18 protein-coding genes are annotated in these 15,136 nt (G+C 33.4%); 10 read left to right on the top strand and 8 right to left on the bottom strand.

What is annotated here, in order from left to right; translation table 11 throughout:
- Positions 1-104: 104 nt before the first annotated feature.
- From ACIP9C_RS02645 to ACIP9C_RS02620, 6 genes are all read right to left on the bottom strand, one after another.
- The gene (locus ACIP9C_RS02645) at positions 105-596 is read right to left on the bottom strand and encodes a hypothetical protein (protein ID WP_401008359.1); all 492 of its coding nucleotides are present in this window, start codon (positions 594-596) and stop codon (positions 105-107) included.
- Positions 597-663: 67 nt separating this feature from the next.
- Positions 664-1,662, bottom strand: a complete 999-nt coding sequence (locus ACIP9C_RS02640) for a hypothetical protein (RefSeq protein WP_401008357.1) — start codon at positions 1,660-1,662, stop codon at positions 664-666.
- A gap of 22 nt (positions 1,663-1,684) precedes the next feature.
- On the bottom strand, positions 1,685-2,455 hold the full coding sequence (locus tag ACIP9C_RS02635) for a hypothetical protein (RefSeq protein WP_401008355.1): 771 nt from the start codon (positions 2,453-2,455) through the stop codon (positions 1,685-1,687).
- Positions 2,455-2,994: a hypothetical protein gene (locus tag ACIP9C_RS02630; RefSeq protein ID WP_401008353.1), complete on the bottom strand. Its 540-nt coding sequence runs from the start codon at positions 2,992-2,994 to the stop codon at positions 2,455-2,457. Before ACIP9C_RS02630 ends, ACIP9C_RS02635 begins: the two co-directional genes overlap by 1 nt.
- A 231-nt stretch (positions 2,995-3,225) precedes the next feature.
- Positions 3,226-3,696, bottom strand: a complete 471-nt coding sequence (locus ACIP9C_RS02625) for a hypothetical protein (RefSeq protein WP_401008351.1) — start codon at positions 3,694-3,696, stop codon at positions 3,226-3,228.
- Positions 3,697-3,771: 75 nt separating this feature from the next.
- A complete protein-coding gene (locus ACIP9C_RS02620) occupies positions 3,772-4,281 on the bottom strand; it encodes a hypothetical protein (RefSeq protein WP_401008349.1) in 510 nt (169 codons plus the stop codon).
- Between the two features lie 285 nt (positions 4,282-4,566).
- Between ACIP9C_RS02620 and ACIP9C_RS02615 the strand changes: the two genes are divergently transcribed.
- From ACIP9C_RS02615 to ACIP9C_RS02580, 8 genes are all read left to right on the top strand, one after another.
- On the top strand, positions 4,567-5,880 hold the full coding sequence (locus tag ACIP9C_RS02615) for a ParB N-terminal domain-containing protein (RefSeq protein ID WP_340825257.1): 1,314 nt from the start codon (positions 4,567-4,569) through the stop codon (positions 5,878-5,880).
- Positions 5,881-5,895: 15 nt separating this feature from the next.
- Positions 5,896-6,879, top strand: a complete 984-nt coding sequence (locus ACIP9C_RS02610; RefSeq protein ID WP_401008347.1) for a phage lytic cycle repressor MrpR family protein — start codon at positions 5,896-5,898, stop codon at positions 6,877-6,879.
- A gap of 272 nt (positions 6,880-7,151) precedes the next feature.
- A complete protein-coding gene (locus ACIP9C_RS02605; protein WP_401008345.1) occupies positions 7,152-7,616 on the top strand; it encodes a hypothetical protein in 465 nt (154 codons plus the stop codon).
- Positions 7,617-7,692: 76 nt separating this feature from the next.
- A complete protein-coding gene (locus ACIP9C_RS02600; protein WP_340825254.1) occupies positions 7,693-7,971 on the top strand; it encodes a hypothetical protein in 279 nt (92 codons plus the stop codon).
- 35 nt (positions 7,972-8,006) lie between these two features.
- A complete protein-coding gene (locus tag ACIP9C_RS02595) occupies positions 8,007-8,195 on the top strand; it encodes a hypothetical protein (protein WP_401008343.1) in 189 nt (62 codons plus the stop codon).
- 102 nt (positions 8,196-8,297) lie between these two features.
- Entirely contained in the window at positions 8,298-8,969 is a 672-nt protein-coding gene (locus ACIP9C_RS02590; protein ID WP_401008341.1) for a 3D domain-containing protein, read from the top strand.
- Positions 8,970-9,124: 155 nt separating this feature from the next.
- Entirely contained in the window at positions 9,125-9,655 is a 531-nt protein-coding gene (locus tag ACIP9C_RS02585; RefSeq protein ID WP_401008339.1) for an NfeD family protein, read from the top strand.
- Positions 9,656-9,670: 15 nt separating this feature from the next.
- Positions 9,671-11,227, top strand: a complete 1,557-nt coding sequence (locus tag ACIP9C_RS02580; protein ID WP_401008338.1) for a flotillin lipid rafts scaffold protein FloT — start codon at positions 9,671-9,673, stop codon at positions 11,225-11,227.
- A 144-nt stretch (positions 11,228-11,371) separates the two neighbouring features.
- Here the strand turns inward: ACIP9C_RS02580 and ACIP9C_RS02575 are convergent, their stop codons facing one another.
- Positions 11,372-11,908, bottom strand: a complete 537-nt coding sequence (locus ACIP9C_RS02575; RefSeq protein ID WP_401008336.1) for a GNAT family N-acetyltransferase — start codon at positions 11,906-11,908, stop codon at positions 11,372-11,374.
- 25 nt (positions 11,909-11,933) lie between these two features.
- Positions 11,934-12,758, bottom strand: a complete 825-nt coding sequence (locus tag ACIP9C_RS02570; protein WP_401008335.1) for a methyl-accepting chemotaxis protein — start codon at positions 12,756-12,758, stop codon at positions 11,934-11,936.
- A gap of 311 nt (positions 12,759-13,069) precedes the next feature.
- Between ACIP9C_RS02570 and ACIP9C_RS02565 the strand changes: the two genes are divergently transcribed.
- Both ACIP9C_RS02565 and ACIP9C_RS02560 read left to right on the top strand, forming a co-directional pair.
- Positions 13,070-14,281 carry an MFS transporter gene (locus ACIP9C_RS02565; protein ID WP_401008333.1) on the top strand — a complete coding sequence of 404 codons (1,212 nt, stop codon included), beginning with the start codon at positions 13,070-13,072 and terminating at the stop codon, positions 14,279-14,281.
- 196 nt (positions 14,282-14,477) lie between these two features.
- Entirely contained in the window at positions 14,478-15,134 is a 657-nt protein-coding gene (locus ACIP9C_RS02560) for a TetR/AcrR family transcriptional regulator (RefSeq protein WP_401008331.1), read from the top strand.
- The last annotated feature ends 2 nt before the right edge of the window (positions 15,135-15,136 follow it).

Raw genomic sequence — 15,136 nt, 5'->3', positions numbered from 1 at the left:
ATTCTTCCTTTATCAAATTTTCTATGAATATATAAATATCCTAAAATGTTCAAATACCCACCTAAAAAGGTAGGGGAGTAGTTCAAAATTTTAACTATTTAAATTCATTGAATTTTGTCATTGGGTTCTAATTTACTCATCAATTGTTTTTCAAGTTCTAAAAACTGAATACTGATATTTAATTGCTTATTAATTTCTTCGAGAACATTTGAGATTTCTTGTACTGAGAACATTTCCAATAGGAATAGGTCATACCAGCCAATTTCTACTAGATTATGCATAGTAGCAAAATGAGTTTCAATTGATTTATCTTTCAGTTCAGCTTTTAGTTCAGTAAAATGTTTGATAATTAAAAAGAGGATATAGTGTTGAAGCTCATGGTCATTTTTAAAGAAATCTAAGTTTTTTTGTTGAGCATATTCAAATGTACTTGCTAAATCATTAATTAACATTGTTTTTTTACGTTTACTGAACTTTGGGTAGTAATAAATAAATTTCCCAAGATTTTTATCAATGTAAAACTTTTGTTTTTTATTTAATTCATCAGCATTTTTTTGAATATCTGCGAGTGTCAGTTTCGTTTCACGTTTAGCCATTTTCTCGACTCCTTCATTTAAATAAAAGGGTAGAGAACTATTCTCTACCCTTTTTTTATTAATTCACTTAAATTACATCAACAGTAATTGCTTCAAGATATGTACCATCTGTTACTTCAATAATTGTTTGATCATTCGTTGCCGCACTTGCGCCTAAAGTTACGATGCCATTTGTATCAACACTTGCAATTGTTGAATTTTTTGAAGTCCAAGTTAAATCACTGTTTTGTAACAGCACGTTACTGTAACCAGGACCACGAATACCTAGTACAGTGATTTGTTGTGAATCTCCTGGAACGGTTGAATCAAGAACTAGACGTGAAGGATTTGAAGCTAGTGCTGTTACTTGTACTTTTTCGTCCGTTAAATTGCGAAGTTTAATGTATGCGTAGTTTCCTTTTTTATCAGCCAGTGAGCTACCTGCTAGGGAAGAAGAAGCTACCCCTTCATGCGTCATTGAAATTTCAACTGCACCATTTGGTTTAAAGTTAGGCACTTCAATAATGACTTCACCTGTTTTCCCATTATTCGAACGAATATCAACATTTAACTCCATACGCACAGCTTTCGGGAATGAATCAGCAGAGATTTCAATCGTATCCATCATTTCCTGTACTGCATAGACAACTTGCACTTCTTTGCCAGCTAAAGCTGGAACAGAAATATCTTTACCCGTAGGAGCGTATTGTGAGAATGTCCCATTCAATTGTTCCACATGGACTTTGCCAATAGGCTTGTCAGCTAGTGTTCCTTTACCACTTTCATCAAGTAGAATAATTTCATCAGTATAGAATTCAGCTAATTGATGATTAATTTCTGTCCCGTTTTGTAAAGCAATATAAGCAGTATCGAATGCAGCGTCTTCAATAGAGAATGTTAATTCTTTTTGGTAATTAAGCTCATAAACTTTTTTAGAGCCTTTACCTGCATGAATTGCTTGTGTTTGAATTGCTTGCGTCATAGATGAATTTAACAATGTTTTCCCATTAAGAATTAATTCATCCGTTAAACGATCAAATAAACGTACATTTGCTACTGAAGTTAAAAATTGATTTTGTTGTGTCATAATAAATTACCATCCTTTTAGATTATTGTTTTTTATTTATACTAGGATTAAGTCCTAGCTGTTTCATTTGTTTATCGAATGCAGTCTTTGTCATAATGACATCTTCATTTTTCTTCGGTTCTTCTATATGTCCTAACCAATGAGGAAGGTCTTGCTCATTTTTAAATTCAACCATACCTGTATAACGAGCATTTAAAATTGCTTCGCTACTAACCATATAATCCATTCTTATTAACCCTTTATGAAATTGATAAAGTGTTAAGTTTTTTATTTCGTGGTAGGGGAGCCCAGATTTACAATGGTAGGCTACTATTTGCTGTTCTATATCTGCTTGTCTTGTTTTCCTCTTTGCCATGAATGCTCGAGCCTCTTGAATCGCTTTTTTAGTACCTGGATCGATAAATTCATCATCTAAATCGATAAGGTTTTGCTCGCTAATAATGGTCTTGATTTTATCAAAATCACGTTCGTGTAATGAAATACCGTCGACAATAATAAATGCCATGCCTTTTTCATTGACGGTTAACTGTATGTTTTCTGTTTTAAAGATTAAGCGATATAGAGCAATTAGCTTGGATACTAAATCCTTACCATCATTATTTTGGGAGAGGGCGAGGAGAAACATGAAATAAGACATTCTAATTACTTCGGGTTCTTGAAAGTCGCTTTTAGGCAAGAGTAAACATTGCACGCAATCATAAAATTCATCAGCATCTACCATTCGGATAGGATGAAGATGGAGTCCCTTATAGGGGGTTGGCTTGCCAAATGCTTTTATTGTTGAAATGCTCATCATTTTAAACCTCGTGTTTTTTGGCTGGAAGGGATAGTAAAAATCCAACGATATCCTACAAAACCGTCAGGCATATTTAAAAGCGGCATCCCACTGTGGAATCTTAACTCTTTAAACTCTATGAGATTTTCCTGAAAGAGTGCTTCATTCAAGGATTCGCCGAGCCAATCAAGTCGAAAATCTACATTATTAATAGTATTCGGTGTATAAATATCAAAAATATATTGCTGCGTGCTAGAATAGGGGTTTTCAGTAAAAAGATTTGTTGTTTTGAGATAATGTTTTTGAGGTGTTCGTGGACCAGTATATAAACAAATACGACAAAACGCAGAATCTATTATTAAATCGCTTGTTTTATCCCCAATAACTAATATGTTGTTTAAAATTAAATCTTTATTAGGTAATTGAGAGATTTCCAATTTTGACTCATCAAGCGGGTCGTCTAATGAATCTTTTGGTAAGTAATACAGTAAACGAAGTAATTTTTCATCATTTTTCAATTGTTGATAAAACTTAGTTAAATTATTTACAATATTCATTCTCCTTTGTCCTCACTTCCTAAAGAGGGTTTATTTCGAAGGTTTCAATTTGTATTTTATATTATTTCATTTAATTAACACCGCCTACTATGTATTGTTAATTTCTAATTTTTCGATATGTACTAATGTGATAAACTTTTTTAATATGAAACCTTCATGATGTATCCATGCAAGTGCATAGATACATTTGAAAATTTCATTATGTATTTTGTATTAATTCATTTATCGGATTTAATCTTCCTCTGCTTCTTCGATTCCAAATGTGATTGCTTCTAAATAAGAAGTATTAGAAAATGTATTATGTCGAATTGATCCTTTTTTAATTTCTTTTTGTTTATAATGAGACAATACGTAATTATCTTGCAAACGATGCTGCGCTATTTGACCTTTAAATAACTTGGCAATTTCTCTACGCCTTTTATTGCGCTTTTTCGTCTCTTTAATAAATATTAAATTTTCTTCTTCTAATAATAATTCCTCTTTCGTAAAATATCCTTTAGTTATATAATAGCCTATCATGTCTAACAGAATTAACGTATTGTATGTATTTGCTGTGAGGCTAAAATATAACTCTAAAGAGATTTCTTCCCCTTTATAAACCAATTTTTCATTTTCTAACAAACAACTTACATACTGAACTCTTTCTTCTATCGGGAGATTTAAATTCAGTTCTACGTTAGCGTGAGGTAATTGTAGTTTCATATGATTGCTCCTTCTACTTATTAAGTTGACTAGTGTATCTTAAAAACTACTATTTTCGCCCAAATATATTTTGCATTACTTTTTGCATTTTTTACACTGTGAATGATATAAATCTTTGCTACTGTTGTTTATACTATAAAATTCATCCGTAGCAGGAAGAACTTCTTTGCATTTGCTACATCGTTTTGATTTTAAGTTTAATTTTTGCGTATATACGACTTTTCTCCATTGTCGATCGTTTTCTTGTTTTATTCGTGAACAAATTGTATTCAATCTTCGGCCAACTGTTTTAATAGGAATTTCTAAAAGCTGTCCTATTTTATGATAAGAGAAGTCTTTAGCTATGTATTTAAGTAATTCAATCTGTTCTTCGTCCAAACTTTTTTTTATTAATTTATCTAAATCGGCGAATAAACTGATAACATCTGTATTCATTTTTAAAGTGCTCGAAGTACATCCTACTTGATTTCCATTAAACATCGTATCATCTATCGAACCCCTAAACGTCAATAATTCCTTAATTACTGATTCATCTGATAATACTAACTGATTGTATTTTGTATCTTTAGCTGTTTGGTGGGCCATACCTTCATCTCCTTTAATGTAATAAATTAGATATCACTTATTCATATTATAATAGCAGTAAATAATAATTCAACGTTTTTTTAATTAATTAATTTATTAGAATCCTATAATATATAATTTTATATTGTTTCTACCTATATAATAGAGATATACAAATAATAATTATTAAGGGTAATAAAAGGTTGTAAATTTAATTAATTCATTTATTGTAGTTACATTTTAATATCGCATATGGTACTATTGAAATAATTAGATAATTAATGGAAAAACAAGGGAGTGTAAAGCTTGAAAATTGGTAAAACCCGCGAATTATTAGTTGAAGAAATTAAAGCGAAAATTCCATTAATCGTTCAAAATGATGTATTTTTAGATGAAATTTCCATTCAACTTAATAGACATAACATTAATATAGGAAATATTTTAGAAATGATTAACGATGTAGATGTGCTAAGTGAAGCAAATTTATTTGAGTTATTATTATTAGGTGAACAATTTAATTTAAAACTTGAAGAATATAATTGTAATTGGCTTGAAGAATGGCTAAATCCTTCTGAAATCAAAGAATTAAGATTGTATATAAGAGAATCTCCATATGAAGATATTATTACGTTACCCTATTCTTTTGAAAATGTAATAAAAACAGGACATAACGAATTTACTGTAGTTATTCCAAATGCAATTATCGGTAAGCTATGGATGAGTGGTATTACGATGTATAACCCCAATATCCAGCGGCAAGCAAAAAAGAAAAAGTTAAAAAACGAAATTATAGAAGTGATGAATCTAAATCCGAAATCATTACGTGAGATTGAAAAACAAACATTAAATGGAGATTTGATTACTTCTACTTTGAGATATAATGCCAAAGTTGGTACTGGAAATGAAGGACTAGAATTATTTTACGATGAAAAAGAAAAAACACTGACATTGTTAGAAGGAACTATATTGGATGTTTTAGATGGTGCACATCGAACTTTCTCTATCTATAATGCCTACATGAAAAAGACTGAGCTAGAAGGTAATATGATTGTCATCATTTCAAATATGACAGAAGCACAATGTAAAAGAGTTCAAGTAGATATGGCAAAAGCTAATCCGATTCCAAAACCAAGATTGCAAGAATTGGCTAAGGATAAGTTATCTGATGAAGTCGTGATTGAATTAAAGGTGGAAGGGGAATTGAAGGGAAGAATCACTTCTAATTCAAATATTAAATATTCATATGGTGAGGTAGTTACTTTTTCAGAGCTATCAAATGCAATCAATAATAGCTTTGAATTAGAAAGTCGTATAGAGGTAGTAAAGATAGCGAAAGTAATTAATGAATATATGATGTATCTTTTTGCTTATTATAAAGAGCATTTAAATGATAAAAGCTCTTTAATGTTTAAAAATCGAATGTTTAATGGACATATTGAATTAGCTGCACAAATGCATGCCAAAAATATCGCATTTGAAAGCTTGGCTAATTATTTAAATCAGCTAGACTTCTCTATACATAATCCGTTATGGGAAGAGCTTGGCATTCTCCAATATGGGGGACTAAGCGTTCAAAATAGAAAAAAACTTCAGAAAGTATTTGAGAATTTAATTCAATAATGAGGTGTATAACTGATGCTGAAAGATCATGTATTTAATAAGGATATTAAGGAATGGTATTTAACATCTTTAGATATAAAGGATAATAGTTTAACTACGTATTTCTCACTCTTCAATAAAGCGACTCAAATTGAAAATCAAAAAAATAAAGATATTTTTGATATGAATAAAGTAGAGTTAGAAGAGTTATTTTATAGTTTGAAATCTCCTAGCCCACAACCGTTAAGTGCGTCCATAGGTTTTATTTCTAGATATATAGATTGGGCAATAATGAACGGACATACTAAAAATCGTTCACAAAGGTTACCGAGCATCATTGATATGGAATACTGTAGTAGATTTGTTTTTAAAGCGTCGATTGTCAGATACACAAGAGAACAATTACTAACTTATATGCGTTTATTTGACGATCAAAGACATGCGGTATTTTTATTATGTTTATTTGAGGGAATAAAAGGAGAAGGGTATAGCGAAATATTAAATTTAAAAATGGAGGATTTAAGTAGTGAAAACGGAAATTATTTTGCTAAGTTGACGAGTAAAGGCTATAGAAGAAAAATAAATATTACAGAAGATCTTTATTGGAAGCTTGAAAAACTGGACAAAGTATCGTCGACTAGTTTAATCCCTAAACAAGGCCAAAAATACTTCTCTGACAATACCTATATCTTTAAAAAAGCAAATGTAAATAGTAACGATATTCAACTGAGAGCTTCCTTCGGGAATAGAGCATTGGAATTAGCAAAAACAGTTTTTGATAATAATAATTTAATTGCCAGTACAATACAGATCTCAGGAATGATGTGGTATATATGGGACATGATAAAAGATAATGAAATAAAAATAGTAAATAAAGAACTACTTGATAAAGTCGCAATTAAATATGATACTGGTTTTGCGAACAAAGATAACAAGTATGTAAGTTATTCTGTTCTTAAACATAAATTAGATTTTGATTTTATGAAAAAAAACTATGGACACTTTAATATTGAGCTATAGAACTGGTGAATACCAGTTTTTTTTATTGCAGATTTTTAAGTAAACAATTATTAGTGGATTGTGCTTACTAGGTTAAACGATTGGTAGCTCAATAAATACTAATGCTCTAGTCAAAAACTTTTAGGCGCAATTTTTAAATTGAACATTAGATAAAATGTAAAAATTCTCTAAAATAAACTTGTAAACGAACATCTGTTCGTGATAAGATAAGAACAAATCTAATATGGTTGAGCAAAATATGTTAGTTTAGTGTAATACTAGGAGGTTTTATTATGAATGATTTACAAACAACAGCTATTTTAGAGTTAGTTCTTTTTAATGAAAGTAATATTTCAAACGAGTTATTGAAAGACTTTAACGGTGGAATTACAAATGTTATTTTGAGCGATGAGGGGGGAAATATTTTAGAATGTAAATGTATGGATAGCTCTGTATCGAGTTTAATACTAATGGATACATGGAATGAGGATGAACTAGAATTAATTAAAGATGTTGATGATACAAAATTTATCTATCAACAATCACAAAGTATAGATATTCAATATGATAGTTTAGTTCAATTGGATGATAATCAAGAAAATTTATTTTGTGTCGTGGAGCTTAAAAATATAATTTATTTATATAATGGCTTTTTAAGAAAGTCGATTATTGATGATAGTATTACATGTTTACATAGTCTAAAGGAATATTTAAATAGCTACTATCCAGGACATATTATACTAGAGAAGATAAATTAATAGCGCTTAGTATAGAATCTATTAAAATAACGGAATTAGTTAAATGAAATAATTTAAAATTAAAGAAGTGATACTAATGACAAAGGTTGGGGTTTATATGGATACGATAAATAAGTTATTAAAAGAATTGACGTTAGATTTTGGTTATATTTTTGGTGCTATTAATCAAGGAAGAGTGTTTGAAAGTGACAATAATATGAAAGACTTTTTGCATAAGAGTCAAGCATTTCAAATAAAGTTGGTAGATATTACAAAGCACATAGAACAATTACAAATTCAGTCAGAAAAAGAAAAAACATTGGAAAGGCTGAATAAGCTAATTGATTTTATAGAAAAACAGGTATATGTGGAATGATTTGAATTACTGCCAAGGTGAAGGGAAGGAGCAAAATGAAGGCTTCCAACAATAGAAATTTAAATAGAAATAAAGTTGATCGTTATGCAATGGCTTTAGCATACCAGGAAATGGGCAAATTAAATTTAATGATTTCAGCGGAAATGGAACATTTAGAAATAGAAACACTTAAAACTGTAGAAGCATTTTTAAAGACTATTAATATTTTAATCAAAAATAGTTAATACATAAGACTTAATATATATAATACATAATAAGAAGCGAAATAAAACTACCATATTAGATGAATTAATTGAAAAGGTTTGGATTCTACGGAGGTTTTTCTGTTGAAGAATCTAGGTATTTTAATGAATGTATATAAAATAACGTTTATATTATTACTACTTTTTATTTTAATGAATTTTACCTTGGAAGATAAAAAACTACATAAAAGCAGTCATAATGGTGAAGAATTATTACAAAATTCCCCAAAGATCAAGTTAGAAACCTCTATGAAAATGATTCATAGTAAAGCAATAACTTTAAGGCAAGAAAAATTACAAATAGAAAAGGAAAAGCAGAGGTTGAAACAGGAAGCTATGATTAGAAAAGAAAAAATCTTGCTAGTTGAACAAAGTAAGAATCCGTCTTCTAAAGAGAAAGTTCAAACAATCAGCAACCAAGAGAAACAAAAACAAAACACTAAAAAGTGGATGAAATTTAATGCATCATATTATGGTCCCGATTGCAAAGGGTGTAGTGGCATTACAGTAACGGGCATTAATGTTCGTGAAACTAATTATTATAATGGGTTAAGGATTGTAGCGGTGGATCCATCAGTACTTCCATTAGGAACTATTGTAGAAATAAAGACACCATATGAATCATTTAGAGCTATTTCAGCAGATAAAGGAGGAGCCATCAAAGGTTATAAGTTAGATATTCTAGTAGAATCTGAAGAAGTAGCAACAAAATACGGCAGACATAATGTGCAAGTACGTATTATTCAATATCCTTAAAGCTAATTCAGAAGGTGATACATAGTCTTTAATTCAAGCAAGTTGTCGTAAATTAAGATCATTACATAGAAATCTTTTTTATTTGTTAAAAAATTTTGAAACTTTTTCTTAGGGCATTCGTATAGTAGGTAATACGTTGAAAAGGGGTGATCTATTTGACGCTATTTGGCTATACATTGGAGCAAATTTATTTAGTGGTATTAATTTTCGCTGGACTGGCAACGGTTTTGTTTATGTTTTTCGGTGATGCTGTCGAGGGCATAGGAGAGAGTCTACCGATTTTTAATCCAAGTGTCATTCTATCTTTCATTACATTAATGTCAGCAGCTGGATTTATTTTAGAAAAGTTAGCCTTTTTCCCTAGCGTTTGGAATATAGGTGTAGCTGCTGTAATTGGAGTTATTTTAAGTGCCCTATTTTATTTATTTATTCTCGTTCCACTAAAATCTGCTGATGTCTCATTAGCTTATACAGAAGAATCACTTGAAGGTCAGTTAGGTAAGGTTATTGTACCGATACCGTCTGATGGTTTTGGTGAAGTTGTCATTGAGACTACGAGCGGTATGATTGCAAAGCGCGCAACAGGCTTTGACAATGAGGTAATTGATTATGAAACGACAGTTCTTGTTGTTGAAGTGAGGGCAGGCACTCTTTTTGTGAAAGCCTATGAAAGAAAATTTATTTAAAGGAGAGATACTATTATGTCGATGGAGATTTTGATTGTTCTAGGAATTGTAGCATTTATTTTAATTGCTCTTGTGGCACTATATGTAACAAAGTATCGTACAGCGGGTCCTGATGAAGCACTGATTGTAACAGGTAGCTATCTTGGCTCAAAAAATGTACATAAAGATGAGTCAGGAAATCGAATAAAAATTATCCGTGGGGGCGGTACATTCGTCTTCCCGATTTTCCAGCAAGCTCAACCGTTAAGCTTACTATCAAGTAAATTAGAAGTTACAACACCTGAAGTTTATACGGAACAGGGCGTTCCAGTAATGGCAGATGGTACAGCTATTATTAAAATTGGTGGTTCGATTTCAGAAATCGCTACTGCAGCTGAGCAGTTTTTAGGCAAGCAAAAGTCAGAACGTGAAGGGGAAGCTCGTGAAGTATTGGAAGGACACTTACGTTCTATTTTAGGCTCCATGACGGTTGAGGAAATTTATAAAAACCGTGATAAATTCTCGCAAGAAGTACAACGTGTAGCTTCTCAAGATTTAGCGAAGATGGGTCTTGTCATTGTTTCCTTTACAATTAAAGATGTACGTGATAAAAATGGCTACCTTGATTCACTTGGTAAGCCAAGGATTGCACAAGTGAAACGAGATGCAGATATTGCGACTGCCGAAGCAGATAAAGAAACGCGTATTAAGCGTGCAGAAGCATCGAAAGAAGCGCAAAAGGCTGAGCTTGAACGTGCAACAGAAATTGCGGAAGCCGAGAAAGAAAATCAATTAAAAGTGGCGGAATTCCGTCGTGAGCAAGATGTTGCAAAAGCTCGTGCAGACCAAGCGTATGAATTAGAAACGGCACGTGCGAAACAGGAAGTAACGGAACAAGAAATGCAAATTCGCATTATCGAACGTCAAAAGCAAATTGAATTAGAAGAAAAAGAAATTTTACGTCGTGAAAAGCAATACGATTCAGAAGTGAAGAAAAAGGCAGACGCTGATCGTTATGCTATAGAACAAAATGCAGAAGCTGAAAAAATGCGTGAGCTTGCACAAGCAGATGCTGAGAAATATCGTATTGAGTCGTTAGCAAAGGCAGAAGCGGAGAAGATTCGTTTAGATGGTATCGCGAAAGCGGATGCTGAGCGTGCACAAGGTGAAACAGAAGCTGATATTATTCGCCTACGAGGTCTTGCAGAAGCTGAAGCGAAACGTAAAATTGCAGAAGCCTTCGAGTACTACGGTCAAGCAGCTGTCCTGGATATGGTTGTTCGCATGATGCCAGAATATGCGAAAGAGCTTGCGAGCCCACTAGGCAATATCGACAAAATTACAGTTGTTGATACTGGTGGCGGAGAAGGCGGAAGTGGTGCCAATAAGGTGACTTCTTATGCCACGAACTTAATGTCAACACTACAGGAAACATTAAAGGAAACGTCAGGCATTGATGTGAAGGAATTAATCGAAAGCTACGCTGGTAAGCATACATTGCGACCAGAGCTTGAGCGTATTGCGACAGAGCTAGTGAAACAGCCAGAGCCTGTTGCGACTGCAGAAATACAAAAAGAAATGGTTGAACAATAAATACTAGAAAAAGCTACCTAATACTTAAGTATTAGGTAGCTTTTTATTGATAAGGAGAGCTTTGTGTGGCAATTGATTAAGATTTAGTGGCGCAAAGTGAGTTACTATTAGCGATAAATCTCATGACATTGCAGCGGTATCCACTTATTTCCACTCGTTGGCAAGCAAGCCGTAAACGACGTGGTCGACATAGTGGTCGTATAGCCACTCTGCAGCACGGATTGTTCCTTCTGTAGTGAAATTAAGTCGTTCAGGGATAGCTCGGCTCTTTGTATTGCCCACAGCAACACGGATCTCCACTTTATTTAGTTGTAGTTCGTCAAACGCATATTGTAATAATGCTTGTACCGTTTTGGTCATTATGCCATGCCCTTGAGCGTCTTTACCGAGCCAATAGCCGATTGCTGCAATTTTATTAGTATAATTAATAGTATTAAAGCCTGCGATTCCTACAATTTTATCGCGGAAAATAATAGCTAGCGACATGCTACTTTTTGCTTCGTAGCCAGCAATACAGCCTTCTATATAGCTTTTTGTATCCGCAAGCTCTTTTGTGAAATCTAACCACGGTAACCATTCTCGTAAATATTCTCTCGAATTATCTGTTAGCGCAAAAACTGCCTCTGCATCCTCTAACGTGACTGTTCGTAACGCTAATTCATGATCGATAATAATTTCCATACTATTGCCGCCTCAATTCTATATTTTATTTCAAAGCATTATGCATAAAGCCTTTCATTTCTTGACTTAGCGTTGTTAGTTCTTCAATAATTTCACTAAAGTCTTGTACAAGCTGTGCTTGTTCACTAGTAGCATCATTGATTTGTCCCATATTTTGCTTTAGATTATCAAGATTTCGATTAATATTGCGAAGAGAAGCTTCAATATTCTCCGTTGCACTAGAAGTTTCAAAAGAAAGTTTTCTAACTTCCTGTGCTACGATATTAAATCCTGCTCCATGTTGACCTGCGCGAGCCGCTTCAATCGATGCGTTTAAGCCAAGTAAATTCGTTTGACGAGAAATACTTTTTATTAAATCTGTGACATCATTTGTTTTTTCGGAATCCTCAAGCGCGTGTTGCGCCTGTTTGTTAATTTCCTCACTAGTTGCTGCTAACTCCTCTGAATGAGAGGCAATCGTATGTACTTTATCTTGAAGATTATTTACGATATTGTCCATTGTATTCATATAATGTTCGAGTTTGAGCTCATTATCAATCGGTAATCCAAAGGCTAGTGCTCCAATAACTTTACCATTTTCTCGAATCGGAAATGCAAAAGCATTGATGGCAATACCGTATACGTCCTCGGGAATGATGACATCAGCATTTTTTCCAGCAAAGGCGATGTACACATTTTGATCATTCGCATTCACTTTTTGGCCATCCACATAACCTGTGTGAACACGTTTGCCTGCTAAATATTTTACAACTGTTTCACTTTCCTTCTCAATGACAGCTACAATCGCTTCCTCTTTTAGTGCAAGATGGATATAGTGCGCTGATAGAGCCAAAGCTTCAATCATTTTCATGAGATACCTCCAAGTCTTTATAAAAACAGTGATTTCTAGATTATTCCTTCACTGTAGCATACTAATTGCTAATTCAAAATAGTAAAAACATTCATTTAACAGAAAAAAGATATTTTTCTATGGCATGGGTATTATTTGAAGAATTAGTGACATAGAATTATGCTTTCTATGAAAATGTCAAATAAAAATAGTGGGAACAAAAAGAAAAGTTCATATAGTTTGTCTAAGTTTTGACAACCTTCCAGTGTTTTTTACAGAATGTTGTATTAGAATAATAGATAGATAGGACTCATCACTGGAAGGAGATAGAGATGGACTATATAGAGAAGGGAACGAAAGCATTTAACAGAGCAAATTGGGCTTTATTTTTAGCAGGGTTTATTACCTTCGCGAACTTATATGTATCGCAGCCATTGTTACCGACATTTGCAGAAGAGTTTCATGTCTCTCCAGCAGTTGCGAGTTTGTCATTATCGGTAACTACATTGGCATTATCGATTAGTATGATAATTGTCGGCTCGTTTTCTGAAGCTTGGGGAAGAAAGTCATTAATGACAATATCTATATTTGCAGCATCGGCTTTAACGCTAGCCCTAGCTTTTTCACCAAACTTTGAAACTATATTAGTTTTGCGTGTTATTCAAGGTGTTGTGTTTGCTGGGCTACCAGCTATTGCTATGGCTTATTTAGGTGAGGAAATTGCTCCGACTAGTTTAGGTGTTGCGATGGGGCTTTACATCAGCGGCAATTCTGTAGGGGGGCTAAGTGGTCGTGTCATTATAGGTACGTTGACAGACTTGTATAACTGGCAAGTTGGCATGATTGTGCTTGGTGTAATTAGTATGATGATTAGTGTGTTATTTATATGGATGCTACCGAATTCCAAAAATTTTACGGCTCGACCGTTACAAATAAAGGCGCTAACAAAATCACTTATTCAGCATTTAAAGGACCCATCTATGCTTTGTTTATTTGGCATCAGCTTTGTGTTAATGGGAAGCTTTGTGACGCTCTACAACTATATTGGTTTTAAATTAATGGCACCACCATATAATTTAAGTGCCACAATTGTCGGGTGGATATTCGTTATTTATTTAGTAGGGACATTTAGCTCGGCATGGTTTGGCAGTTTGGCCGATCGGTTTGGGCGACAGAAAATGTTATTGTTAGCAATTGCTATTATGCTTGCAGGAGCCATTATTACATTACAAAGTCTTCTTTTGTTAAAAATATTAGGTATTACAGTTTTCACATTTGGATTTTTTGCAGCCCATTCAATAGCGAGTGGCTGGGTAAGCAAACGTGCCACTCATGATAAGGCACAGGCATCATCACTGTATTTATTTTTCTATTATTTTGGCTCGAGTGTGGGTGGAACCGCAGGGGGTGTGTTTTGGATGCACTTCGGCTGGATAGGCGTAATTGCAATGATTACAGTATTTTTAGTCATTGCTTGTGTGCTAACATTTGTATTAAAGAGCGTCATTGCTAAACAACGGTTAAATACCGGCTTAGTCAAGTGAGCACTTAGTTGATAGAACTCATTTTATTTTTCACATAACGGAAAATTGAACAATCACCTCATCTCTAACTGTTCGTAGAAGTGAGGTGATTTTTTTATCCTCTTGAAAACAATATTTAGTATATATTATTGACAAAATGGAAAGTTGTACCATAAAATAGTATAGACAGACAGTCGGTCAGTAAGGAGCGGAAGAAATGCGAAAAGGAGCGGAAGAGCGTCGAAACGAAATATTGGATGTAGCTGATGAGCTTTTCGGTCAAAAAGGTTTCGATGGCACAAGTACAAACGAAATTTTAGAAAAAGTAGGTATTGCACGGGGTACACTGTATTATCACTTTAAGTCGAAAGAGGATATTATGGACGCTTTGATTGAACGCTATACGGTGCAAATTTTACAATCTGCCAAGAAGATTGCAGCAGATAAGAATATATCCGTCTATGAGCGTATTATCGGCGTTGTCATGGCATTGAATATAAGTGACGGTAATGGCAAAGAAGTAATCGAGCATATGCATAAGCCGCAGAATGCGCTTATGCATCAGAAAATACAACAAGTTATAGTTAACGAGGTTCCTCCCGTATTAACTGGGATTATTCGTGAAGGTATAGAGCAAGGACTATTTAATACGCCATATCCATATGAATGTATGGAAATGGTTGTGGCATATACCAATACGGTTTTTGATGATGCAATGGTCAATTTGACGAATGCAGCGTTCGCCGGTCGAATACAAGCATTAATTTTTAACGTCGAACGACTGTTAGGAGTTGAAAGTGGAAGTCTTACGCACATGATGAGGATGTTTGACAGCGAAAAAGGGGCTATCGGAGTTGAGAAAAATACTGATTAATT

This window comes from Lysinibacillus sp. NPDC093210, assembly GCF_044753985.1.
In the GTDB taxonomy this organism is placed as follows: Bacteria; Bacillota; Bacilli; order Bacillales_A; family Planococcaceae; genus Lysinibacillus.
This window is presented reverse-complemented; position numbering and strand designations above follow the sequence as displayed.

Bases quoted from the DNA above. Each gene is read 5' to 3' on its own strand.
- ACIP9C_RS02595 (WP_401008343.1), top strand. From the start codon at position 8,007: ATGAAGGCTTCCAACAATAGAAATTTAAATAGAAATAAAGTTGATCGT.
- ACIP9C_RS02630 (WP_401008353.1), bottom strand. From the start codon at position 2,994: ATGAATATTGTAAATAATTTAACTAAGTTTTATCAACAATTGAAAAAT.
- ACIP9C_RS02560 (WP_401008331.1), top strand. From the start codon at position 14,478: ATGCGAAAAGGAGCGGAAGAGCGTCGAAACGAAATATTGGATGTAGCT.
- ACIP9C_RS02565 (WP_401008333.1), top strand. From the start codon at position 13,070: ATGGACTATATAGAGAAGGGAACGAAAGCATTTAACAGAGCAAATTGG.
- ACIP9C_RS02625 (WP_401008351.1), bottom strand. From the start codon at position 3,696: ATGAAACTACAATTACCTCACGCTAACGTAGAACTGAATTTAAATCTC.
- ACIP9C_RS02580 (WP_401008338.1), top strand. From the start codon at position 9,671: ATGTCGATGGAGATTTTGATTGTTCTAGGAATTGTAGCATTTATTTTA.
- ACIP9C_RS02640 (WP_401008357.1), bottom strand. From the start codon at position 1,662: ATGACACAACAAAATCAATTTTTAACTTCAGTAGCAAATGTACGTTTA.
- ACIP9C_RS02575 (WP_401008336.1), bottom strand. From the start codon at position 11,908: ATGGAAATTATTATCGATCATGAATTAGCGTTACGAACAGTCACGTTA.
- ACIP9C_RS02610 (WP_401008347.1), top strand. From the start codon at position 5,896: ATGCTGAAAGATCATGTATTTAATAAGGATATTAAGGAATGGTATTTA.
- ACIP9C_RS02620 (WP_401008349.1), bottom strand. From the start codon at position 4,281: ATGGCCCACCAAACAGCTAAAGATACAAAATACAATCAGTTAGTATTA.
- ACIP9C_RS02645 (WP_401008359.1), bottom strand. From the start codon at position 596: ATGGCTAAACGTGAAACGAAACTGACACTCGCAGATATTCAAAAAAAT.
- ACIP9C_RS02600 (WP_340825254.1), top strand. From the start codon at position 7,693: ATGACAAAGGTTGGGGTTTATATGGATACGATAAATAAGTTATTAAAA.
- ACIP9C_RS02570 (WP_401008335.1), bottom strand. From the start codon at position 12,758: ATGAAAATGATTGAAGCTTTGGCTCTATCAGCGCACTATATCCATCTT.
- ACIP9C_RS02605 (WP_401008345.1), top strand. From the start codon at position 7,152: ATGAATGATTTACAAACAACAGCTATTTTAGAGTTAGTTCTTTTTAAT.
- ACIP9C_RS02635 (WP_401008355.1), bottom strand. From the start codon at position 2,455: ATGAGCATTTCAACAATAAAAGCATTTGGCAAGCCAACCCCCTATAAG.